21 protein-coding genes and 2 other annotated features are annotated in these 22,316 nt (G+C 27.2%); of the genes, 14 read left to right on the plus strand and 7 right to left on the minus strand.

From position 1 onward, the window contains the following. Positions 1 to 14: 14 nt before the first annotated feature. Positions 15 to 188, minus strand: a complete 174-nt coding sequence (locus tag J2Z25_RS00410; RefSeq protein ID WP_209737524.1) for a hypothetical protein — start codon at positions 186 to 188, stop codon at positions 15 to 17. Positions 189 to 302: 114 nt separating this feature from the next. Next, positions 303 to 524 (plus strand) — a binding site (T-box leader). Positions 525 to 744: 220 nt separating this feature from the next. Between J2Z25_RS00410 and aspS the strand changes: the two genes are divergently transcribed. Next, positions 745 to 2,031: an aspartate--tRNA(Asn) ligase gene (aspS, locus tag J2Z25_RS00415; RefSeq protein ID WP_209737532.1), complete on the plus strand. Its 1,287-nt coding sequence runs from the start codon at positions 745 to 747 to the stop codon at positions 2,029 to 2,031. Between the two features lie 60 nt (positions 2,032 to 2,091). Here the strand turns inward: aspS and J2Z25_RS00420 are convergent, their stop codons facing one another. Genes J2Z25_RS00420 through J2Z25_RS00430 form a run of 3 tightly spaced genes read right to left on the minus strand, consistent with a single transcriptional unit; the run spans position 2,092 to position 3,205 of the window. Beyond that, positions 2,092 to 2,667: a manganese catalase family protein gene (locus J2Z25_RS00420; protein ID WP_209737534.1), complete on the minus strand. Its 576-nt coding sequence runs from the start codon at positions 2,665 to 2,667 to the stop codon at positions 2,092 to 2,094. Beyond that, positions 2,667 to 2,930 (minus strand): spore coat protein CotJB, encoded by a 264-nt coding sequence (locus tag J2Z25_RS00425; protein ID WP_209737536.1) that lies wholly within the window; start codon positions 2,928 to 2,930, stop codon positions 2,667 to 2,669. Before J2Z25_RS00425 ends, J2Z25_RS00420 begins: the two co-directional genes overlap by 1 nt. After that, positions 2,930 to 3,205: a spore coat associated protein CotJA gene (locus tag J2Z25_RS00430; RefSeq protein WP_008677949.1), complete on the minus strand. Its 276-nt coding sequence runs from the start codon at positions 3,203 to 3,205 to the stop codon at positions 2,930 to 2,932. Before J2Z25_RS00430 ends, J2Z25_RS00425 begins: the two co-directional genes overlap by 1 nt. 333 nt (positions 3,206 to 3,538) lie before the next feature. Between J2Z25_RS00430 and J2Z25_RS00435 the strand changes: the two genes are divergently transcribed. The 8 genes from J2Z25_RS00435 to J2Z25_RS00465 all read left to right on the plus strand — a co-directional run bounded on the left by J2Z25_RS00435 (position 3,539) and on the right by J2Z25_RS00465 (position 11,800). Continuing rightward, positions 3,539 to 4,897 carry an FAD-binding oxidoreductase gene (locus tag J2Z25_RS00435; RefSeq protein WP_209737539.1) on the plus strand — a complete coding sequence of 453 codons (1,359 nt, stop codon included), beginning with the start codon at positions 3,539 to 3,541 and terminating at the stop codon, positions 4,895 to 4,897. A 63-nt stretch (positions 4,898 to 4,960) separates the two neighbouring features. After that, entirely contained in the window at positions 4,961 to 5,725 is a 765-nt protein-coding gene (locus J2Z25_RS00440) for an EFR1 family ferrodoxin (protein ID WP_209737541.1), read from the plus strand. Positions 5,726 to 5,876: 151 nt separating this feature from the next. Next, positions 5,877 to 6,743, plus strand: coding sequence for a tRNA 2-thiocytidine biosynthesis TtcA family protein (locus J2Z25_RS00445; protein ID WP_111928640.1), 867 nt, complete (start codon positions 5,877 to 5,879; stop codon positions 6,741 to 6,743). A gap of 494 nt (positions 6,744 to 7,237) precedes the next feature. Beyond that, entirely contained in the window at positions 7,238 to 7,426 is a 189-nt protein-coding gene (locus J2Z25_RS00450) for a DUF4250 domain-containing protein (RefSeq protein ID WP_209737543.1), read from the plus strand. A 20-nt stretch (positions 7,427 to 7,446) separates the two neighbouring features. Further along, positions 7,447 to 7,572 (plus strand): hypothetical protein, encoded by a 126-nt coding sequence (locus tag J2Z25_RS18710; protein WP_008677958.1) that lies wholly within the window; start codon positions 7,447 to 7,449, stop codon positions 7,570 to 7,572. A gap of 52 nt (positions 7,573 to 7,624) precedes the next feature. Further along, complete coding sequence (locus J2Z25_RS00455) at positions 7,625 to 9,361, plus strand: putative bifunctional diguanylate cyclase/phosphodiesterase (RefSeq protein ID WP_209737545.1); 1,737 nt, start codon at positions 7,625 to 7,627, stop codon at positions 9,359 to 9,361. Between the two features lie 139 nt (positions 9,362 to 9,500). After that, entirely contained in the window at positions 9,501 to 10,877 is a 1,377-nt protein-coding gene (locus J2Z25_RS00460; protein WP_209737547.1) for an MATE family efflux transporter, read from the plus strand. Positions 10,878 to 10,909: 32 nt separating this feature from the next. Continuing rightward, positions 10,910 to 11,141: a binding site (T-box leader), on the plus strand. Positions 11,142 to 11,269: 128 nt separating this feature from the next. Then, on the plus strand, positions 11,270 to 11,800 hold the full coding sequence (locus tag J2Z25_RS00465; protein ID WP_245173023.1) for a tryptophan transporter: 531 nt from the start codon (positions 11,270 to 11,272) through the stop codon (positions 11,798 to 11,800). Positions 11,801 to 11,857: 57 nt separating this feature from the next. On the opposite strand, the gene J2Z25_RS00470 is transcribed toward J2Z25_RS00465, so the two are convergent. Further along, a complete protein-coding gene (locus tag J2Z25_RS00470) occupies positions 11,858 to 12,604 on the minus strand; it encodes a polysaccharide deacetylase family protein (RefSeq protein WP_209737549.1) in 747 nt (248 codons plus the stop codon). A 323-nt stretch (positions 12,605 to 12,927) separates the two neighbouring features. Here J2Z25_RS00470 and J2Z25_RS00475 point away from each other — a divergent pair, with 323 nt between their 5' ends. The 4 genes from J2Z25_RS00475 to dut all read left to right on the plus strand — a co-directional run bounded on the left by J2Z25_RS00475 (position 12,928) and on the right by dut (position 18,058). Beyond that, positions 12,928 to 14,205, plus strand: a complete 1,278-nt coding sequence (locus J2Z25_RS00475) for a uracil-xanthine permease family protein (RefSeq protein WP_209737552.1) — start codon at positions 12,928 to 12,930, stop codon at positions 14,203 to 14,205. A gap of 158 nt (positions 14,206 to 14,363) precedes the next feature. Further along, positions 14,364 to 16,595 (plus strand): sensor domain-containing protein, encoded by a 2,232-nt coding sequence (locus J2Z25_RS00480; RefSeq protein WP_342451327.1) that lies wholly within the window; start codon positions 14,364 to 14,366, stop codon positions 16,593 to 16,595. 95 nt (positions 16,596 to 16,690) lie between these two features. Then, positions 16,691 to 17,347 carry a SpaA isopeptide-forming pilin-related protein gene (locus J2Z25_RS00485; protein WP_209737555.1) on the plus strand — a complete coding sequence of 219 codons (657 nt, stop codon included), beginning with the start codon at positions 16,691 to 16,693 and terminating at the stop codon, positions 17,345 to 17,347. Positions 17,348 to 17,617: 270 nt separating this feature from the next. After that, positions 17,618 to 18,058: a dUTP diphosphatase gene (dut, locus tag J2Z25_RS00490; protein WP_209737557.1), complete on the plus strand. Its 441-nt coding sequence runs from the start codon at positions 17,618 to 17,620 to the stop codon at positions 18,056 to 18,058. A gap of 135 nt (positions 18,059 to 18,193) precedes the next feature. Here the strand turns inward: dut and abc-f are convergent, their stop codons facing one another. Then, the gene (gene abc-f, locus J2Z25_RS00495) at positions 18,194 to 20,113 is read right to left on the minus strand and encodes a ribosomal protection-like ABC-F family protein (RefSeq protein WP_209737559.1); all 1,920 of its coding nucleotides are present in this window, start codon (positions 20,111 to 20,113) and stop codon (positions 18,194 to 18,196) included. Positions 20,114 to 20,304: 191 nt separating this feature from the next. Then, complete coding sequence (locus J2Z25_RS00500) at positions 20,305 to 21,522, minus strand: 6-phosphofructokinase (protein WP_008677971.1); 1,218 nt, start codon at positions 21,520 to 21,522, stop codon at positions 20,305 to 20,307. Between the two features lie 189 nt (positions 21,523 to 21,711). On the opposite strand from J2Z25_RS00500, the gene J2Z25_RS00505 reads away from it, so the two are divergent. Continuing rightward, positions 21,712 to 22,266: a manganese efflux pump MntP gene (locus tag J2Z25_RS00505; RefSeq protein WP_008677972.1), complete on the plus strand. Its 555-nt coding sequence runs from the start codon at positions 21,712 to 21,714 to the stop codon at positions 22,264 to 22,266. The last annotated feature ends 50 nt before the right edge of the window (positions 22,267 to 22,316 follow it).

Raw genomic sequence — 22,316 nt, forward strand, 5'->3', positions numbered from 1 at the left:
ACAAACCCTCCTTTTTATAATAATGAATATAACTTTCCAAATAGTTCTTTATGCTTAGCTTCTAGTTGAGTTACTAGATTTTTTAATTCTGCATCTTGAATTTTGGATGAAGTTTCTTTGCACTTTGTTTCCATAAATTGCTCATGTCCTAAAGCGTCTTCAATATATAATAATTCTTTTGAAGTCATAATTTATCACCTCCAAATTTATTATGAGCAGAATGTTTTGAATATATTCTTAATAATTTTGTAATTTATATTGACATTTATTCTTAAAGGGAATAGTATAATATAAATAAAAAGCAAAAATCGATGAAAAGAAAAGTAGATATTTAAGAGTATCTTCAGCGAGTGAAGGATGGTGGAAGCTTCATGAGAAATTGATATCGAAAGACATCTTGGAGATGCTTACTTGAAATTGAGTAGGGTAAGACGTGTTCTAGCGTTAATAGATTGAGATAACTTTTTAATTATTTAATTAAGTTAAATTAGGATGGTACCGTGAACATAGCCTTCGCTCCTATATGGAGTGGAGGTTTTTTTATAAAGTGGGCCCGCTTTATGCGTATGTTTTAGAATTGAACTTAATTTTATATTTATAAAGTTAAAAAGGGTGGCACCGCGAAGTTTTATCGCCCCTTGGACAGTTTGTTCAAGGGGCTTATTTTTTGGAATAAATAAAATAATTAAGTATAAAGGTTTTAAATAATAAAAAATAGTATTAAATTACGAAAGGAAGATAGAGATGAAAAGAATATTAGTAAAAAATATTCCTAATTTTATAGAAAAAGAAATTAAGATAGAAGGTTGGTTATATAGAGTAAGAAGGCTAAAATCAATAACTTTTTTGGTAATAAGAGATAGATTAGGATTAGTACAATGTGTTATAGAGAATAATAATATTGATTTAAGTTCATTAAAGCTTGAATCAGTAGTATCAATTGTTGGTATAGCTAAGAAAAGTAATAATTCATTAAATCCATTTGAAATATTAGTTGAGAGTTTTGAAATAATAAGTGAAGCACATGAACTTCCAATAGAACTAAACAAAAAAGAGTTTGATGTAAATTTAGACACTATATTAAACAATAGAGCAATTAGTATAAGACATGAAAAAGTTAATTCTATATTCAAAATACAAAATATAATAGTTCAAAGCTTTAGAGAATTTTTAATAAATAAAGGATTTACAGAAATATTTACTCCTAAAATAGTTGTAGAAGGTGCAGAAGGTGGAACAGAAGTATTTAAAGTAGAATATTTTGAAAAAACAGCTTATCTTGCGCAAAGTCCTCAGTTTTATAAGCAAATGATGGTGGGAGCTGGATTTGAAAGGGTTTTTGAAGTATCACATGTATATAGAGCCGAGCAGCATAATACAAGTAGACATTTAAATGAATATATAAGCATGGATTTAGAAATAGGATTTATTAATGATGAGTTTGATATAATGAATTTAGAGGAAGATTTAATAAAGTTTATATTAAAAGCTATAGAAGTAAAAGGTAAAGAATATTTAAAAATATTAAATGTAAATATTCCTAAAATAGATGTTAGTATACCGAAAATTGAACTTAATGAAGCAATAGAAATATTAAAAAAAGTATATGGCAAGGGAGATTTAGAAGGAGATTTAGATCCAGAAGGAGAAAAACTTATATGTAAGTATGCAAAAGAAGAATATGGGTGTGATTTTATATTTTTAACTAATTATCCAAAAAGAAAGAGGCCGATGTATACAATGCCATTTGAAGAGCAAGGAACTAGAAGTTTTGATTTGCTTTTTAAAGGTGTTGAAATAACAACTGGGGGACAAAGAATTAATGATTATAATATGCTTATAAAAAGTATAGAAAATAAGGGACTAAATCCAAAGAATTATGAAAGTTATACAGATATATTTAGATATGGTATGCCAAAACATGGTGGATTAGCAATAGGATTAGAAAGGATTACAGCTCAATTATTAAATTTAGAAAATGTTAGGGAGGCATCACTTATTCCTAGAGATAGAACTCGTATAACACCTTAATTGATGAATGAGTTTAATAAAAAATAAGGGACTACCTTTTACGGTAGTCCTAACACTATTTTATTTACAAAAATCTGTAAGTTTAGTGTTATCTTGTACATCCATTAAAGCTTCGCCAAATCTTTGATAGTGTACAACTTCCCTTTCTCTTAAGAATCCTAATATCCTTTTAATTTCAGCATCATCTGTTAAGTTCATTAGCCATTCATAAGTTGCTCTAGCTTTTTGTTCAGCTGCCATATTTTCATGTAAATCTGCAATTACATCACCTTTAGCTTGGATATAAGTAGCAGTCCAAGGATTTCCAGTAGCATCAGTATAGAAAGTAGCTTTTCCGTGATCCGCATAATGTCCATCCATTCCAGCAGCTTTAATTTCTTCTATTGATGCATTTTCCATAATTTGATGAGCCATTGTAGCTATTATTTCTACGTGTGCCATTTCTTCTGTTCCTATGTCGGTTAATAATGCTTTAGATTTGTTTGTAGGCATAGAGAATCTTTGGTTTAAATATCTAAGTGCAGCACCAAGTTCTCCATCTGGACCACCATATTGAGTAATAAGAACTTTAGCCATTTTTAAATCTGTTGATTTTAAGTTTACGGGATGTTGTAGTGTTTTAACATAATACCACATTAATTTTTTCCTCCTTTCATGTTTTCCCAAGGCCATGGACTATTAACCCAAGCTTCAGGATCTTGGAAGTAAGAAGAACCAAAGTTAGTTAATGGACCAAATTGTTTTTCATATTCCCAAATTGTTTTTTTTAGTTCACAAGATATTACTTCATAATCATGTCTTGCTTTTTCAGATTCAGGAAAGTTATCTAAATATAAATTTAAATCAACAACAAAGAATTGCAATTTTTGTATTTTTTCTAGATAGTCTTCACGTTTCATTATTTATGCCCTCCTTTAATATATTGAACAGCACAATAAGGACTATATAAGTCTTTGAATATTGTTCCAGCAGCAAATGCATCTTCTATATTAAATAAATTTTCATATGGTTGAAGAGCAATAAATGCTTTTGCATATATAGGAGGATTAAAAACCTTATATGACTCACGGCAGTTTTTAGTTGTGTCTGGACAAGATATATCACAATAAAGCTTGCTAGGGTCGTTTACACAATCATTACATTTTTCACAATCATTATCTTTACGATAGTACATAAATTAACATCCTTTCATTTAGTAGCTATAGTTCTAAGTTATGTAGAAAAAAGTAGAAATGTGATAAAAAATAAATAAAAAATAAAAATGATTCAAAAAAAGTAAAGTATTTGTAGATATAATGGATAAAAGGTAAATACAGTTTATAAGTCATTTTAAAGGCCTTAAAATAGGATTCAAATTATAATTAAGTAAAAAGGGATTATACAAATTTATAATTATGAATCAGTTTTATTCGCACTCTTTTTATTGATTTTAAAGAATGATATGTTATCATCTTATATATAAAATAATTTACAGAAGTTATAAAAATAATTTACAGAAGGTGATTAAATGAGAAGTGTTGATTATTCAGGATTAACTGGCAAGATAATTACCAAAGAAAGTTTTGAATATGAAGAAAGTAGATTAGCTTGGAATAGAGCTATTGAAAAATATCCATTAGTGATTATATATTGCAATAATGAGGAAGATGTAATTAATGCAATACTATGGGCAAAAAATAATGATATAGAAATAAGAGTAAGATCAGGTGCTCATAGCTATGAAGGATATTCAACAGGTAATGATGTAGCTATTATAGATATAAGTAAAATGAATGAAATTTACATAGATGAAAATAATGATTTTGCAAGAATAGGGGGTGGAGTAAGAAATAGAGAAATATATGAAGCTCTAGGAAACAGGAATTATGCATTCCCAGGAGGAGGATGTCCAACTGTAGGAGTAGCAGGGCTTGTGCTTGGCGGTGGCTGGGGATATTCAAGCAGATTCCTAGGATTAGCATGTGATAGTTTAATTGAAGTTGAAATGATAAATTATGAAGGAAAAAAATTAATTCTTAATGAACAATCAAATAGTGATTTGTTTTGGGCTTGCAAGGGAAGTGGAGGATGTAATTTTGGGATTATAACTTCAATGACTATAAAGTTAAAAGAAAAAATAAAAATGGGGACTTTGATATATATAAATTATCCTAATATTAGTAATGAAGATAATATTAAAGTTATTGAGGTTCTTCAAGAATTATATAAGAATTTAGATAGAAGGATGAATTTAAAGACTGCAATATATAATTCACCTGAAAGAGGAAGAGGAGTTAAGCTTACAGGATTATTTTATGGAAATTCTATTGAGGCTAGAGAAATACTTAATCCTTTAGAAAATATAACAAGTTCAATAGAGACTAAAATAGAGGATATGAGTATATTAGAATGTAATAGATGGATTCAGGATAGTCATCCTGACTATGAAAAGTATAAGTCAACAGGTAGATTTGTTTATAGAGACTATAATTATGATGAAATAAAACAACTTATAGAAATAATAGATACTCCTGCAGAAGGATCAGTTTATACTGCAATATCATTTTATGGAGCTGGTGGGGCTATTGCTGATGTAGATAAATTAGATACAGCATACTATTATAGAGATGCTAAGTTTATAATGGGAATTCAATCTGTTTGGGAAGAAAATAAGTATGCTGATATAAATAGGGAATGGGTTAAGAGCAATTTTAGATTAATAGAGATACTAACAGAAGGATCTTTTGTTAACTTTCCATTAGATGAATTAGATAATTATGAAAAGGAATATTATGGGCAAAATATTAAAAGATTAAAAGAGATTAAAAAACAATATGATCCATATAATGTTTTTAATTATCCTCAAGTTATTAAAAGTGTAAAATAGAAAATTATTTTATTCGTGATATAATCATTTATAGATTATATAAAGTAGGATAGGGGATTATTTATGAAAATTTATTACTTTTCTTCAACTGGAAATAGTTTATATGTTTCAAAGAAAATAAAAGAAGCATTAAATGAAAATGTAGAGTTAATATCCATGACAAAAGCATTAAGAGACAATGATTTTATTTGTGATGATAATGCAGTTGGGTTTATATATCCAATACATTGTGGTTCTTTACCTATAATAGTTTTAGATTTTTTATGCAAATTGAAATTAAAGAAAAATTCCTATGTTTTTGCAGTAGGGGTATCTGGTGGAGGAGAAGCAAAAAGTAGTTTTGTTCATATAAATGAAATTATTAAAGACACAAATATTTTATCAAATTTTGTATGTATAAAATATATTTCTAACTATATTAGAGCAGGTAGAAATCCAAGTGAAAAAAGAGCTATTGAAGCAATTGATAAAAATGAGAAAATTCTAGAAGTCTTTATTAATGAAATTAATGAAAGAAAAATAAAAAAATGTAATTATAAATTTGGTTTAAATAAGGTTCTTTATTCTATTTGGAAAAATGTATATAAAAATAAGGATAAAAAATTTAATGTTAATAATGACTGTATTGGATGTGAAATTTGTAAAAAGGCATGTCCTGTAGATAATATTATAATGAAAAATAATATTCCAACTTGGAAAGGTAATTGTACAGATTGTATGGCGTGTATAAATTTATGTCCTAAAAAAGCTATAAATATAGGGAAAAGTACAGTAAAGAAAAATAGATATAAGAACCCATATATAAAGGTTAATGAACTGATAAGTTAGTTAAAGTAAAATACTAAGTATAAGTGTTAGAAGGCTGCCTATTAATAGAGTTAATAGAAAATGTAGAATGTACTATAGGTCAATATTTATATAAAGACAATAAGTTTAAAAAGTGATATAATTGATAGGGATTATTAAATGAGGTGATAAAATGAGTAGTATAGCAGGTAAAGGCTGCGAGAGACTAATTCCTACTGAAGAAAAAAAGCCTTTAGAAGAAATAGAACGTAGCCTTGTTAAAAAATATAGAAAACATATTTGGACTAAGTTTGTAAAAGCGGTAAAAGATTATAACCTTGTAGAAGAAGGGGATAAGATTGCAGTAGCTATTTCTGGTGGTAAAGATTCGCTACTTATGGCTAAGTGTTTCCAAGAGCTTAAAAAACATGGACAAATGAACTTTGAATTAGAGTTTATAGCAATGGATCCAGGATATCATCCGCAAATAAAAGAATTACTTATAGAAAATTGTAATCATCTTGGAATACCAGTACATATATATGAAGGGAAAATTTTCGAAGTTGTAGATAAGATGGCAAGAGATTATCCATGCTATCTTTGTGCAAGAATGAGAAGAGGATCACTATATAGTAAAGCAAAAGAACTTGGATGCAACAAGTTGGCATTAGGACATCATTATAATGATGTTATAGAAACTACATTATTAAATGTGCTTTATGCAGGTAATTTTAAAACTATGCTCCCTAAATTGAAGGCAGCTAATTTTGAAGGAATGGAGCTTATAAGACCACTTTATTATGTAGAAGAAGAGTATATAAAGAGATTTACTAATAATGCAGGAATTTGGCCTTTAAATTGTGCATGTATGGTTTCAGCTGAAAAAATAGGAAATAAGAGATATGAAATTAAAGAATTAATAAAAGAGCTTAAAAAGAATTTTGATGGTGTTGAAAAATCAATATTTAAGGCAGCTGAAAATGTTAGTTTAGATTCTATACTTGGTTGGGAAAAAGATGGTATAAAGACTAAGTATTTAGAAGTTTATGATGAAGAATAATTAAAATTTGATTATAGAGATATTATGTAATGAAGAATTTCTACATAGTATCTTTATTTTTTATGAAATAATAATTTATTAAAGGTATATGGAATAATTAAAAAATAGATTATAAATACTAATAACATAATGGAGGTGAAATATAATGGCTAAAAAAAATCAAGAAGCAAGTTGGGAAAAGAAAAGATACAAATCTCCAAAGAAAAGTGAAGCTTCTAAAGTACCAGAAGTTAAATAATTAATTGATTAAAGCTTATAAAGGAAACTACTCAAAATAAAACTTAAGAGTAGTTCCTTAGCTTTTATAAAAAATAATTAAAACATATAAAAATAATATAATTAATTACGATAATAAAAATGAATTAGTATTGTATTTTTATCTTAATAAATATACCAAAAGATGAATAATATGCTTTTTTTATTAAAAAATATATGGTATATTTTATTTAAGATTTCAAAATATAGAAATTGTATATATAAAAAGGAGAAATAGTATGGATAGAGAAAGCGTTTTATCTATGGATCCTAATATTCTATTAAGTATGGTAAATATGAAATTAAGAGATTTTTACTCTAATTTATCAGCATTATGTGAAGATATAGGAGTAACAGAAGAGGAATTAAAAGAAAAGTTAAATTCAATAGGATATAAATATGAAAGAGATCAAAATCAATTTAAGTAATTGGGTAGGAGGAATAATTTATGAAAATGAAAAACTTTGGTAAATTAGCAGTAGTTGTAGCTGCTGGGGCTGCTTTAGTTGCAACATTAATAAATGATAATAAAGAAAAATCAAAAAATGAAGTGAAAGTAGAAGAAAATAAATAGAAATTTGACTATATACTAAATATAAAAATATACTTTGAGAAGGATTAAATATATGATTAGGGAAATGAGTTATAACAAGGATGTTGGTTCCCTTAATAATAAAGATTTGAATAATCATAAAGACAGGCAAAAAGAGTTTTTATTAAATTCAAAGGAATCTTTTATTAAGTCTATTAAAGGACTATTTATTTCTGTAAATAAAGAGGAAGATTTAATAATGCTTTATGGGAACAATAAAGAAATTACAGGATACAAAGAAGATTTTATTATAATGACTTTTGATAAGTTTAGAAGCTACTTTCGCCAGGATTGTTTTGATATATTAAATGATGGTATAAAAAATAATTTAGAAGAAATTGAAGTTAAGATAACTAATATTTTAGGGGTAGATATATGGATTAGCGTTAAAGGTCAGGCAAGAAAGAGTAATAAAGGCGAGTTTTTAGGCTTTGAAGGATATGTTCATAATATAACAAAAGAAAAAGAAGCACATTTAAAGTTAGAGTATATTAGTTATTATGATGAATTAACTGGATTAAATAATAGAAAGCAATTTAAAAATATTATAGAAAAAGAACTGGAGAAGCATATTGCTTCAGAATCTAGAGGAGCATTAATAATAATAGATATAGATAATTTTAAATTTATAAACGATTCTTATGGACATAAATGTGGAGATATACTTTTAGAGAAGTTTTCAGAAGACTTAAAGAAAATATTTAATGATGATCAATTATTATGTAGATTTGGTGGAGATGAATTCTTAATATTTATTTCATCTATAAGTTATTTAAATGAAATAAATACTACGGTAAGAAAGATTATGGACATATTAAAAAATCCATATGATATAAATGGTCATAAAATTTATTCTTCAACAAGTATAGGAGTATCAGTTTTTCCAGATGATGGTGAGGATTTTGAAGTACTCCTTAAAAATGCTGATGCTGCAATGTATATAGCAAAGAGTAATGGTAAAAATCAGTGGCAAATGTTTAATAATAATATATCGAGAGAGATAAATAGAATTTATTCAATTCAAAGAGGGCTTAGAACTGCATTAGATAATGATGAAATGTTTGTTGTATTTCAGCCTAAAGTGAGGCTTACTGATGATGAAGTAAATGGATTTGAGGCATTACTTAGATGGAAAAGTAATGAAATAGGTTTTGTTAGTCCTGGGGAATTTATTCCAGTAGCTGAAAATACTAGGCTTATAATACCAATAGGCAAATTTGTATTAAGAGAGGTTTTTGCGAAGGTAAAATATTTATTATCAGAAGGCTATGATAATTTTAAAATAGCAGTTAATTTATCTGAAATACAATTGAGAGATGGTAATTTATTAGAATACTTTAATTCTTTGATAGAGGAGTTTAATGTCTCCCCTAAGTACATAGAAGTAGAAATAACTGAAAGTATGATAATGAAATCAGTAGATAAAAACATAGAATGTTTGCTACAAATAAAAGAACTGGGAGCATCTATTGCTTTAGATGATTTTGGAACTGGATATTCTTCTTTAAATCATTTAACTAAGCTACCAATAGATGTTTTAAAAATTGATAGAAGTTTTGTTATTGATATGGCTGAAAATGACAAAAGCAGGTACATAGTAGAAAATATTATTCAATTATCACATAAACTTGGCATGACAGTTGTTGCTGAAGGAGTCGAAGAAAAAGAGCAAGTAGATTATTTAAGAAGTATAGAATGCGATACAGTACAAGGTTTTTATTATAGTAAACCTGAGTATTTTGAAAATATAATAAGTATGCTAAGTAAATAAGGATTACCTAGGTAATCCTTTAAATTTTGTTAAAAATATAAAATATTAAAAAAACAAAGAAATAAATTTAAGTATATTGAAAAAATATATTACTAAATATATAATTTGAAGATAATAATATCATCAGAAGGAGGTACATATGAAAAAATCAGTGGATTTAGTTTCAGGAAATATATTTAATTCATTACTAAAATTGTCTATTCCTATTTTAGGGACATCTTTCATACAAATGGCTTATAATATGATAGATATGATGTGGGTAGGAAGGATAGGTAGTGAATCAGTTGCAGCAGTAGGAACAGCAGGTTTTTTTACTTGGTTTGGAAGTGCACTTGTATTTATATCTAAAATAGGAGCCGAAATAGGAGTTTCTCAGGCCATAGGAAAGAAAGATGTTAAGGAAAGAAATAAATTTATATATAATAGTTTATTTATTAATATAGTAATAGCAATATTATATACAATTATTTTAATAATTTTTAGAAATCAATTAATAGGATTCTTTAATTTAGGTGATGAAAATATAATAAAAATGTCTATAGACTATTTAATTGTAGTATCATTTGGAATGATATTTAGCTTTTTAAATCCATTATTTACAGGTATTTTTAATGCTTCTGGTAGTAGTAAAATTCCTTTTTTAATAAATACTATTGGATTAGCTTTTAACATAATATTTGATCCAATATTGATATTTGGACTTTTTGGGTTCCCAAAGCTTGGAGTAATTGGAGCAGCTCTAGCAACTATTAGTGCACAAGCTGTTGTAACTATTATATTTATAATATCATTTGTGAAAAATGGATATAGCTTAAGTTTAAAAAATAAAAAGTATTTAGATAAAATTTATATTTATAGAATATGTAAGCTGGGGATTCCAACGGCACTTCAAAATTGTATGTTTTCAGTTTTTGCTATGATAATTGGAAGAGTAATTGCATCTTGGGGACCAGTAGCAATTGCAGTTCAAAAGGTTGGTTCACAAATAGAGGCTATATCATGGATGACGGCAGAAGGTTTTGCAGCAGCTTTAACAGCTTTTGTGGGACAAAATTATGGAGCCAATAGATGGGATAGAATTTTAAAGGGATATAAAGCAACTATGATTATGGCAATTTTAGTGGGTATTTTTTCTACAATATTGTTAGTTTTTGCAGGAGAGAGAGTTTTTTCAATATTTATACCTGAAGCTGAAGCTATCTCACAAGGTGCAATATATCTTAAAATATTAGGGTATTCCCAATTATTTATGTGTATAGAAATTACAACAGCAGGAGCATTTTCAGGGCTTGGGAATACGGTTACGCCATCATGGGTTAGTATATTATTTACTGGACTTAGAGTACCTCTATCTATTTTATTAAGCAGAATGTCTTCACTTGGAATAAATGGAGTTTGGTGGAGTATAAGTGGTACAAGCATCATTAAGGGAATATTATTATTATTATTATTTATTTTTATGATAATAGTGCCAAATAGAAAAAAACTTCTTGAAGTTATTGACAATTATGAATAAATAGCATAATATATTAGTAAATTAATTATTAGAATAATCCTTTGATGAGGGAGAGTAGCTATTATGTAAGGTTTCAGAGAGCCGAAGATGGTGTGATTTCGGTACTAAAGCAAATAGTGAATGGGCCTCTGAGGAGTGATACGAAATTTTATTAAAGTAGTTGATCCGTAAGTCCCACGATATAGGGAATAGGGTATGTTAGTACCTGATAAGAGAGGCTTTTAAAGCAATTTAGGTGGCAACGCGGATAATATCGTCCTATACATTTTGTATAGGACGTTTTTTTATTTTTTTAAATTAAAATAAAGGTTAAAGGAGCTGGTAATTATGTTGTGAACTAGAGGAGATAAATTAGATTGAAGTAAATTAATTTATAAAAGGAGATTTCGAATATGAATAGAAATATGAATGTAAAAAAAATGATACTAAATGCAATATTGATAGCTATTGGAGCTCTATTACATCAAATAACACCAGCTTTAGGTTTACCTATGCAACCAGATTTTGCACTTGCAATGCTATTTATAATTATAGTAATAAATAATGATTATAAAACAACTTTGATATCAAGTATTATAATAGGGATATTAACTGCACTTACTACAAAATTTCCAGGTGGACAACTACCTAATATTATAGATAAAGTTGTAACAGCAAATGTAATATATTTTATATTTAAGTTAATAGGAAATAGAATGAATAATAATATAAAGATTATAATAGCTTTAAGTTTAGGAACTATATTAAGTGGATTTGTATTTTTAGGATCTGCAAGTCTATTAGTAGGTTTACCAGGTTCCTTAGTAAGTTTAATTAGTATCGTTGTTATACCTGCTGCAATAATGAATATATTCTTAGGTATGATATTATATAAAGCTATTGTAATAGCTTTAAAAGCTACTGGGGTACTAATAAGAAAATAAATTACATTGATAATTAAAAACTTTTAATAGGAGCTGTATTGAAACAGCTCCTAAAAATTATTTTTTAGATACTTTATACAACTCTGGAGTAGTTTCATCAATAGCTTTAAAAGTATATCCCTTATCTTTATAATATTTAATTATGGAAGGTAAAGCTTTAGCTGAATTTTTATTTATATATGTACAGTGCATTAAAATCACAACAGTATCCTTATCCTCACTTTTACATGCTTTCTTTGCTATGTTTTCAGGAGCTAAATTATGATTTGCACCATCACCACTATCAGTATTCCAGTCGTATATTTTAAAATTATTTTCATGTAATGTATCTACTAATTTTTGTGTTAATTTGTAAGATTGATTATTACAGCCAAATGGAAATCTTAAAATATTATATTTTTCTCCTGTAACTTCATACAATGTTTCTTGATCTTGTAGCATCTCTTTTAAAAAGCCTTCATCTCCGCAATATAGTTTTCCTCTATTATGAGAAAAGCTATGAAGTCCAATACTATGTCCTTCATTTTTCATTCTTAAGATAGTATTTTCTTGTCCTTTGATTTGACAGCCTATAACAAAAAAAGTAGCTGGAACATTTTCAGCTTTTAGTGTATCTAAAACTTGAAGTGTAACTTTTCCACCAGGACCATCATCAAAAGTAAGATAGACTACCTTTTCCTGTTCACTATCTTTAGATGAATCTTCAGTATTTTTTATGGCTTGGGCATTAGTTATAAAAGAGAAAGATAATATCAATGCCATAGAAAGTGTAGTTAACGTCTTTCTAAAATTTTTAAATTTCATATTAAGTATCCTCCTAAAGATTATTATGCTAGTACTAGTATTCCCAAGAATTCGAAGAATACAATGTTTATTATATGGAAATTAAAATTTATATTGAAATAATAATAAATAGGTGATATAATTTTAGAAAAAGAAAATTTATTCTTTAAATTAGTCCAGAGAGACTCAAAAGAAGTAAAATTATTGTGGGATTATTATGACTTCTCTGGAAATTTGTAGAGAAGTTTTTTTTATGCAAAAATACCTTTTAAAATTAGTCCAGAGAGGCTAGAAAAGGAGAAATATGAATTTCTCCTTATTAATAAAAATAGGGAGGTCATTAAATGGCACAATATGTAGAGACAAAAGAAATAAACACCTTAAGTAATGTTAAGAAAGGTTTAATAAAAAGTGTTTTAGGTCTTCAACATTTAATAGCAATGTTTGGAGCAACAGTTTTAGTACCCATAATAACAGGATTGGATCCATCAGTTGCTTTATTTTCAGCTGGAATAGGAACTCTTATATTTCATCTATGCACTAAAGGCAAAGTGCCTGTATTCTTAGGATCATCCTTTGCATTTATTCCAGTAATTGGTGCAGTTGCAACTCAATATGGAGATTTAAGATATGCACAAGGTGGAATGTTTGTAGCAGGGTTAGTTTATGTTGTGGTTTCATTTATAATAAAAAAGATAGGAGTATCTAAAATAAGAAGTATTTTACCAGCACAAGTTGTTGGACCAATGATAATAGTTATAGGTGTAAATCTTATACCAACAGCTTTAGATATGGCTGGAGTAAATTCATTTATAGCTGGCGAAGCAGGTTCAGGCAAAGCATTAATAATAGCTATAATAACATTAGGATTGGCTTTAAGCATAAAAAGATTTACAAAAGGATTTATATCACAACTAGCAATAATAATTGCAGTCATAGTTGGATATACACTAAGTTTAGTATTAGGACAAGTTGATGTAACTGCAATTCAAAATGCAAGTTTTATAGCAATTCCAAAGTTTACTTTACCCAAGTTTGATGCAGGAGCAATAATGATAGTAGTTCCAGTTATATTAGCTGTATTTATGGAACATATAGGAGATATAACGACTAATGGTACTATTGTAGGAAAGAATTTTATTGAAGATCCAGGTTTAAATAGAACTTTGCTTGGAGATGGACTTGCTACTATGACAGCATCACTTATAGGTGGACCTGCAAATACTACGTATGGAGAAAATACAGGCGTATTAGCAATAACTAAAAATTACGATCCATCAATATTAAGATTAACAGCAGTTTTTGCAATAATTTTAAGTTTTATAGATAAGTTTGGAGCGGCAATTCGAACAATACCTTCATCAGTTATGGGGGGAATAAGCATAATGTTATTTTCGATGATAGCTTTAGTTGGAGTAAATACAATTAAGAATGAAGGCGTAAAGTTTAATATAAAGAATATTATAGTTATGATAACAATTATATTTATAGGATTATCAGGATTATTTATGCCAAAGGCTATAGGAATAAGTATAACTGAAACTGTAAGTATATCTGGGTTAAGTTTATCAGCACTTGTAGGTGTTACATTAAATATAGTATTAACAAAGATATTTAAATAAATAATAAAAGATTAAAATAGGCGAATGTAAGCTGATATATTTACATTCGTCTATTTTTTTAATTTTATCAAGTTAAAATTATGTTAATATGTGGAAAAATATGATAAAATATATAATTGTTAGAATATAATTTTAAGGAAAAGGTACTGGTGATAATCGTGAAAAAAAGAAAAAATAATTTTATTTTCATATTTGCTAGTTTATGTTTAATTATATTAATAGTTAAAAGTAATTTTGACAATGTAACTTCATTATTATCTATCATGTTATTTATTATTTTATTGTTGATGATTAGATTGTTTTATATAAATAAAAAATATGAAAAGCTATATAAATTAGCAGAATCAAGCAAGAGAAGATATAGAATGGCTATAGATGCATTGGAAGGTGCAATTTGGGAATGGAATAGTGAAAATAATAAATTGTATATGTCTAAAAAGATAAAAGATATTTTAAAAATTAATAAGGATATAGAGAGTTTTGATGAATGGTTTTCATTTATTGTTGAAGATGAAAGAGAAGATATAAAAATTTTCATTGAAAACATTATACATAATAGAATATTAGATAACTTTATTTTAGAATCATCCATAGTAGATTTTTCAGGAGAAAAACTATTACTTAAAGTGCAAGGAAATGGGAAGGTAAGAAATAATGTTTTTTATTTATCTGGACTTATTGTAGATATAACTGAAAGAAAAAGAGTAGAAAATATGAATAAGGTTATAGAAAATAAGAATAGACTAGCTGTAGAGGGATCTAAGGACATTGCATTTTGGTGGAATGTTAATCAAAATATTATATCAATTGATTATAGTATTAGAGAATATTTAGAAATTAAAGGAGAAGGAGATGTATTAATTTCAGATAAAAGTTGGAAAAAGTTTATATTAGAAGATGATATTGATTTATATAATAAGAAAATAAATAAGGTTTTAAATTCAAAAAAGGATGAGTTTTATTCTATAGATTATAGAATATTAAGTAAGGATAATAAAGTTGTATGGCTTCAAAGTAAAGGGAAAAAAACATTAGAGAAAAATGGGGATTTATTTATTCATGGAGCTTTTTCAGATATAACAGATAGAAAGGAAAAAGAAATTGAAATTAATTATTTGAGCTTCAATGATGAAGTTACAAGGATTCCAAATAGAAGGTTTTTTGTGAGAGAGGTTACAAATCATATAAATAATTATCCTAATGAAAAAATAGCATTTATTTTTATAGATTTAGATAATTTCAAATATGTTAATGATACATATGGGCATGATGCTGGAGATTTACTTTTAATTGAATTTGCAAAAATTATAAAAAATATGAAAATAAAAGATTCTCTTTTTGCTAGATATGGCGGAGATGAATTTATAATAGTTCAATATAATATACAAGAAAAAAATCAAATTAAGTATATTTTAGATAATATAATAAAGAAATTAAGTAATCCAATAATAATAAATGATAAAGAAATTTTTTGTACATTAAGTATAGGAGTTAGTGTTTATCCAATAGATGGAGGGGATATGCCAATTCTCTTAAAAAGAGCAGATATGGCTATGTATCTTGCAAAAATTAATGGAAAAAATAGATATGAATTTTTTGACATAAAAATATTAGAAATTCTAAATAGAGAATTTGATATAGAAAAAGGGTTAAGAGTTGCTGTTGACAAAAGTGAAATAAAAATGCTATATCAGCCTAAGATTAAAGTAGATACAGAAGAGGTTATAGGTTTCGAGTCTCTTGTAAGGTGGAATAGTAAGTCGTTAGGAATAGTATCACCTAGTGAATTTATACCAATAGCGGAAAGTTCAGGTCTTATAATACCTATAGGAAAATACATAATAAATGAAAGTTTTAGAAGGTGTAAGGAATTAACATTAAAAAATAATAAGAAGTTTAAAATGGCGATTAATTTGTCTGAGGTGCAAATTAGAGATGAAGATATAGTTTCATTTATATCTGAATCATTAAAGCTCTATGATTTGAGTGCTGAATATATAGAGTTTGAAATTACAGAAAGTATAATAATGAAATCAGCAGAAAAAAATATAAGTACATTAGAGAAGTTAAAAAAGCTAGGAGTTTCATTAGCGTTAGATGATTTTGGAACTGGATATTCATCATTAAGTTATTTAAGAACTTTGCCTATAGATGTATTAAAGATAGATAAAAGTTTTATAGATGGAATAGTTATAGAAGAAAAAAGTGAGTATATAATAAATAGTATTGTTGAACTTTCACACTACTTAAGTCTATTAGTAGTTGCAGAAGGAGTTGAAACTAAAGAACAACTTGATTTTTTAAAGAAAATTAGTTGTGATGTTATTCAAGGATATTATTTTAGTAGACCTGTCGAGTTTGATGAAGCTATTAGAATGATTTCAACTTAAGTAAAAAGTGTCTTTTGACACTTTTTTTTATTATTTTATCACCAAAATCATAGGCAAAGCATATTATGTAACTATATTATGCTTTGGAGGTATATATGAAAATAGTTATTGACGATCAATATCATAGTGACGAAAATAATAATAATGAAGATCAATATACTGTAGATGAAAATGGAAATTTGAATTTATTTATTCAAGTTGATGGGGAAGTTAGCGAGGATAATTCTACAAGAACCATTAATAGAGACAACATATGTAATACTCAAGAAGAAATAATAGAAAGTGATTTTAGTGAGGAAAAATGTGAAAACCCTTATGATAGACTATATTCAAATATAGAAGATAAATTAGAAGGTATCGCACAAGATAGCTCACAAGAACAATATAATTCACAGTATAGCTCAGAAAATAACTTTAATAGTTATAATGGAGTAGAGGAAAAAGGTAGAATTGAAATCATATCAAGATTAGCAAGTAGAGATGGAGTAGAACTTAAGGGAGCAAGGATAAACTTATATCTATTAAATGGTATATCTCCTAAATTGTATGATTCAAAATTTACTGATTCAAATGGAGAAGTAGTATTTGAAAATTTAGAAAATGGATGTTATAGGGTTATAGCAATAGTAGATAGAAGATTTTTTGAAAAGCCTTTATACTATACTTGGAATGAGGTTACTATAGATAAAAATAATAAATCAGCAAATATATGTGTAGTAAATAAAATAAAGTCAGCTTATTACAGAAGATAGAATAGGAGAAAATATTTATACACTTATAAAAAGGAGCTGTCGCGCAATTAAAAATGTAAAATATAAAATGAATAATGAAGATGAGAACTGTTGACAGTAATTTTTAAATAGTATAAGTTTAAATACTTTATTATAAAATATTACAAGATTTTAAATTTTACGTTAAAGGGCTGTTTGTACAGCCTCTTTTTATTTTGAATATAATAAGTATAGACATAAATAAGAATTACTTGTTACAATAAAGATAAGATTTTTATTGGAGGAATACAAATGAATAATTTAAAATTGAAAGTTCAAAAAATACATAATGAAGCTATAATACCTAATTATGCACATAAAGGGGATGCTGGGTTAGACTTATATTCAGTAGAAGAGGTTAAAATTAATCCATCTGAAACAGCATTGATTAAAACTGGAATAAAGATAGAGTTACCGCCTCAAACTGAGGCGCAGGTTAGGCCTAGAAGTGGATTAGCATTAAAACATGGGATTACTGTTTTAAATACACCAGGAACTATAGATGAAGGATATAGAGGTGAAGTAGGAGTAGTATTAATAAACCATGGAAAGGAAACTTTTATTGTTGAAAAAGGTATGAAGATTGCACAAATGGTAGTAAAACCAGTATGGTATGTTGAAGTTGATGAAGTAGAAGAGTTAAGTAAAACTGAAAGAGCAGAGGGGGGATTTGGTTCCACAGGGAAAAGATAAAACAATTTACATGATATTAAGTAAAAATTAAGGGGCTGCCGCAAGGCACCCCTATTAACATGAATTACTTTAGAAAAATATATTTATATATTCTCATTAATTCTATACTATCAATTATAAATTGCGCAAAGTCGTTTAATTGGATAAATTCTCCCATTCTTCATATAGACTAGCGATTTTTTCTTCTAAATCTTTTATTTCCTTATTAACTCTTTCGCTTTCAGAAGGATTAGAATAAATTTTCTCAAGACAAAGTTCTTCTTGTAGCGATAATAACTTTTCTTCTCCGGTAGAGATATCATCTTCTATTTTCTTTATTTTTAGCTTTAGAGTTTTTTCCTCTTTTTCAAGTTCTCTTTTTTTCTTTTTTTCATCTTTTAATTGAGTTTTAGTTTTTCCATTTGATAGTTCTTCTAAAACTTCAAACCTATTAGGATTAATTTTCTTTTCTTGATAATAACTATAGTTTCCTAAAAATTCTTTAATACCATTTTCATTAAGTTCTAATATTCTATTAATTACTTTATTTAGGAAGTATCTATCATGAGATATAACCATTAATGTTCCATCATAACTTAATAGTGCATCTTCAAGAGCTTCTCTAGACATTATATCAAGATGGTTTGTTGGTTCGTCTAATAATAATAAATTAGATTTTGATAACATAAGCTTTAATAAATTTATCCTACATTTTTCTCCACCACTAAGAGTATTTATTATTTTAAATACATCATCTCCAGTAAATAAGAACGATGCTAATGCACCTCTTAATTTAGATGTAGTTAAGTTGGGAAATTCATCCCATACTTCATCTAAAATAGTTTTATCTAGGTTTAAATCAGATTGTTCTTGATCATAATATCCAACATTTACGTTTGTTCCAAGAATAACTTTACCACTATCAGGATTTAAATTATCTAAAATAATTTTAAAGAGAGTTGTTTTACCACGACCATTTTCTCCAATTAATGCTACTTTTTCTCCTCTTTTAAGATCTAAATTAAGGTTTGAAAAGAGATTATTATCTCCATAGCTTTTAGCGAGGTTTTCAATATGAAGAACATCATGCCCACTTTTAACAGAGGCTTCGAATTGAATTTTAGAAGCTTCTTTTTCCTTATCTGGAGCATCTAGTCTATCCATCTTTTCTAAGGCTTTTTCTCTACTTTCAGCAGCTCTTATACTTTTTTCTCTGTTGAAGCTTCTAAATTTTTCTATTATTGCTTCTTGTCTTTTAATTTCAGCTTGCTGAAGATTATAAGCTTTAAGTTGAGCTTCATAATTTTTCTTTCTTAGGTCAATAAATTTAGTATAAGAAACATTGTAACAATTAACATGGCCATTAATTACTTCAAAGGTATTGTTTGTAACAGCATCTAAGAAAAATCTATCATGAGATATTACTAAAACTGTTCCTTTATAATTTTTTAGATATTCTTCCAGCCACTCTATAGCTTCCAAATCAAGATGGTTAGTTGGTTCATCAAGTAAAATTATATCTGGGTTTTTTAAAAGCAGTTTACAAAGTGAAACTCTAGTTTTTTGTCCACCACTAAGTGTATTTATAATTTTATCGAAGTCTTCTTCTAGAAAACCAAGACCTTTCAATACTCTAGATATTTCGCCTTTATATGTGTAACCACCTTTATGAGAATATAAATCCTGAAGGGTAGTGTAATCTTTTATAATTTTTTCATGATAAGCTGCATTATCCTCATTATAAGGTTCAGCCATCTTTATTTCTAACGAATGTAGTCTATCTTCAATATTACGAAGATCTTTAAATACTAAATTCATTTCATCATATATAGTATTATTTAAATCTAAATCAACATGTTGAGTTAAATATCCTATAGTTCTATTTTTATCTATAAATATTTCACCAGAATCCTGTGATAATTCTTTAGATATTATTTTAAATAATGTTGATTTTCCTTCACCATTTCCACCAATAATTCCAACTTTATCACCTTCATTAATTGAAAAGGTAATATCTTTTAGTACATCTCTTATTCCATAACTTTTCGATATATCTTTGCAACTTAAAACTATCATTTTATCCTCCTACGCTTATCCTATATATCAAATATATTTAAACTTATAAATTTCAATAATTCCAATTTTATTATACTCTAAGGTGTTAAGCTAATCAAATACGTAAACTTTTATGTTGAATTCTTAATAGAATTAAAATAATGGCATATGTATACAAATAAAAGCATGTAAGAAGGCTTACATGCTTTTCACTATTTAGATATAGTCTTAAATTTAGGTAAATGATTATCTATAACTAATGAAGGAGTTCCGGAAATAAGAGGTAAGAAGTAATCTAATGCTTCTTCTTTTATATGATTTCCTTCATCATTAATTAAATTCATAGGAAAGTACTTAACATTATTAGCTATCTTATCTGCTTCTACAAGGAAATGAGAAGTAGAATAAGTTGAGTTTGAACCTCTTTTTATAGCAACCATATATCCACTATGCCCTTCAAGTGCAAACTTTAATGCAGAGTATCCAGCTTCAAAAGCTTCCTCTAAATCAACATCGGAAGCACAATGGATTGCACATCTTTGTAATACACCTAATTCTAAAGATTTAACTCTGGATGTTATACCAGACTGGATTATTAAGTTCTTTAAGTAAGAACCAACGCCACCTAATTGTGCATGTCCAAATTTATCATGAGATTGTTTTTCAACTTCAGTTATAAATTTGCCTTCAGAATTTCTTATGCCTTCTGAAACAACTATAAAAACTTTATTTTTTTCTTGGAATCTTTTTCTAACATCTAAAAGAAACTTTTCTATTTCAAAAGCAACTTCAGGTAAATATATAAAATCTGCAACAGGTTCTCCATTGATCCTAGCTGTACAAGCAGAAGCAGCTAGCCAGCCTGTATCTCTACCCATTGTCTCTAAAATAAATATTCCGTTATTTATATAAACTGATGAATCTAAATATGTTTCAAGGGCTGTAGTTGCAATAAATTTTGCTGCACTACCAAAACCAGGAGTATGATCAGTATACATTAAATCATTATCTATTGTCTTGGGGATACCAATAAACTTTATGTCTATCCCAGTTTTTTTTGCATATTTGCCTAACTTAGCAATAGTATCCATAGAGTCATTTCCGCCTACATAAAAGAAGGCTTTTATGTCATTAATTTTTAATATATCTAAAAGCTTGTCATATTCCTCACTTGATTCTTCTAAGTTTTTCATTTTATATCTACAAGACCCTAAACCAGAAGATGGTGTATATCTGAATGTATTTATTTCATCATCAGTAAAGGAAGATAATTCTATTATATTTCCATTTAATATACCTTCTATTCCATTTAGACCTGCATATACTTTATTAAATGCACCCAAATCCTTATTTGCATGTAGTAAACCTACTACGCTTGAATTAATAACAGATGTTGGACCTCCAGATTGAGCAATTATACAATTCGCCATTAAGTTACTCTCCTTTATATAAAACTACAAAATATGATATACTTTTTCGAATATCATATACTCTATTTAATAATATACAATAAAATTTGTCTTATTAAAAGTACTTATTAAAAAAAAATAATACATAAATACTATACTTTATAATTATATATAGAGTAGAATTATATAATTTGGAGGGGTTTCTAGAAAATGGGATTAAAAGAAGTGATTTTAATAGGAGTAGCTATGGCAATGGATGCGCTTGGACTTAGTATAAGTTTAGGAATAAATCCTATATTAAAAAGAAGAAATAAAATAGGGTTTATAGCTTCATTTGCTTTCTTTCAATTTTTATTTATATTTTTAGGAGGAGTAGGAGGAAAGTTTTTTGATACATATATAGTTGCTATACCTAATTTTATAGGTGGAGTTATAATAGCCTTAATAGGATTTATAATGATACTAGAAGCATTTAAAAAGAATGATAATGATGAGTCAGTGTTAATAAGAAAGTCAATGTATATGATTTTAGGTATGTCAGTTAGTATTGATGCTTTAGTAGTTGGCTTTACTGCATTTCATGAAGTTAATGAAATCTTATTATTTATTGATGCTATTTTGGTAGGATTAATAACATTACTTATATGTACAAGTGGATTTTTTATGTGTAGATATGCTAGAAGAGTTGATTTTATATGTAAATATGCTGATTTATTAGGAGGATTAATATTATTAATACTGGGATTTAAAATGATATTTTTTTAATATTTAATATGTAGAGTATTAGTGTTATAATTATATAAAGATTAGAACGT

This window comes from Clostridium tertium, from assembly GCF_017873245.1.
Classification (GTDB): Bacteria; Bacillota; Clostridia; order Clostridiales; family Clostridiaceae; genus Clostridium; species Clostridium tertium.

Bases quoted from the DNA above. Each gene is read 5' to 3' on its own strand.
- J2Z25_RS00410 (WP_209737524.1), bottom strand. From the start codon at position 188: ATGACTTCAAAAGAATTATTATATATTGAAGACGCTTTAGGACATGAG.
- J2Z25_RS00460 (WP_209737547.1), top strand. From the start codon at position 9,501: ATGAAAAAATCAGTGGATTTAGTTTCAGGAAATATATTTAATTCATTA.
- J2Z25_RS18710 (WP_008677958.1), top strand. From the start codon at position 7,447: ATGAAAATGAAAAACTTTGGTAAATTAGCAGTAGTTGTAGCTGCTGGG.
- J2Z25_RS00450 (WP_209737543.1), top strand. From the start codon at position 7,238: ATGGATAGAGAAAGCGTTTTATCTATGGATCCTAATATTCTATTAAGT.
- dut (WP_209737557.1), top strand. From the start codon at position 17,618: ATGAATAATTTAAAATTGAAAGTTCAAAAAATACATAATGAAGCTATA.
- J2Z25_RS00485 (WP_209737555.1), top strand. From the start codon at position 16,691: ATGAAAATAGTTATTGACGATCAATATCATAGTGACGAAAATAATAAT.
- aspS (WP_209737532.1), top strand. From the start codon at position 745: ATGAAAAGAATATTAGTAAAAAATATTCCTAATTTTATAGAAAAAGAA.
- J2Z25_RS00475 (WP_209737552.1), top strand. From the start codon at position 12,928: ATGGCACAATATGTAGAGACAAAAGAAATAAACACCTTAAGTAATGTT.
- J2Z25_RS00425 (WP_209737536.1), bottom strand. From the start codon at position 2,930: ATGAAACGTGAAGACTATCTAGAAAAAATACAAAAATTGCAATTCTTT.
- J2Z25_RS00470 (WP_209737549.1), bottom strand. From the start codon at position 12,604: ATGAAATTTAAAAATTTTAGAAAGACGTTAACTACACTTTCTATGGCA.
- J2Z25_RS00420 (WP_209737534.1), bottom strand. From the start codon at position 2,667: ATGTGGTATTATGTTAAAACACTACAACATCCCGTAAACTTAAAATCA.
- abc-f (WP_209737559.1), bottom strand. From the start codon at position 20,113: ATGATAGTTTTAAGTTGCAAAGATATATCGAAAAGTTATGGAATAAGA.
- J2Z25_RS00435 (WP_209737539.1), top strand. From the start codon at position 3,539: ATGAGAAGTGTTGATTATTCAGGATTAACTGGCAAGATAATTACCAAA.
- J2Z25_RS00440 (WP_209737541.1), top strand. From the start codon at position 4,961: ATGAAAATTTATTACTTTTCTTCAACTGGAAATAGTTTATATGTTTCA.
- J2Z25_RS00430 (WP_008677949.1), bottom strand. From the start codon at position 3,205: ATGTACTATCGTAAAGATAATGATTGTGAAAAATGTAATGATTGTGTA.
- J2Z25_RS00500 (WP_008677971.1), bottom strand. From the start codon at position 21,522: ATGGCGAATTGTATAATTGCTCAATCTGGAGGTCCAACATCTGTTATT.
- J2Z25_RS00505 (WP_008677972.1), top strand. From the start codon at position 21,712: ATGGGATTAAAAGAAGTGATTTTAATAGGAGTAGCTATGGCAATGGAT.
- J2Z25_RS00465 (WP_245173023.1), top strand. From the start codon at position 11,270: ATGAATAGAAATATGAATGTAAAAAAAATGATACTAAATGCAATATTG.
- J2Z25_RS00455 (WP_209737545.1), top strand. From the start codon at position 7,625: ATGATTAGGGAAATGAGTTATAACAAGGATGTTGGTTCCCTTAATAAT.
- J2Z25_RS00445 (WP_111928640.1), top strand. From the start codon at position 5,877: ATGAGTAGTATAGCAGGTAAAGGCTGCGAGAGACTAATTCCTACTGAA.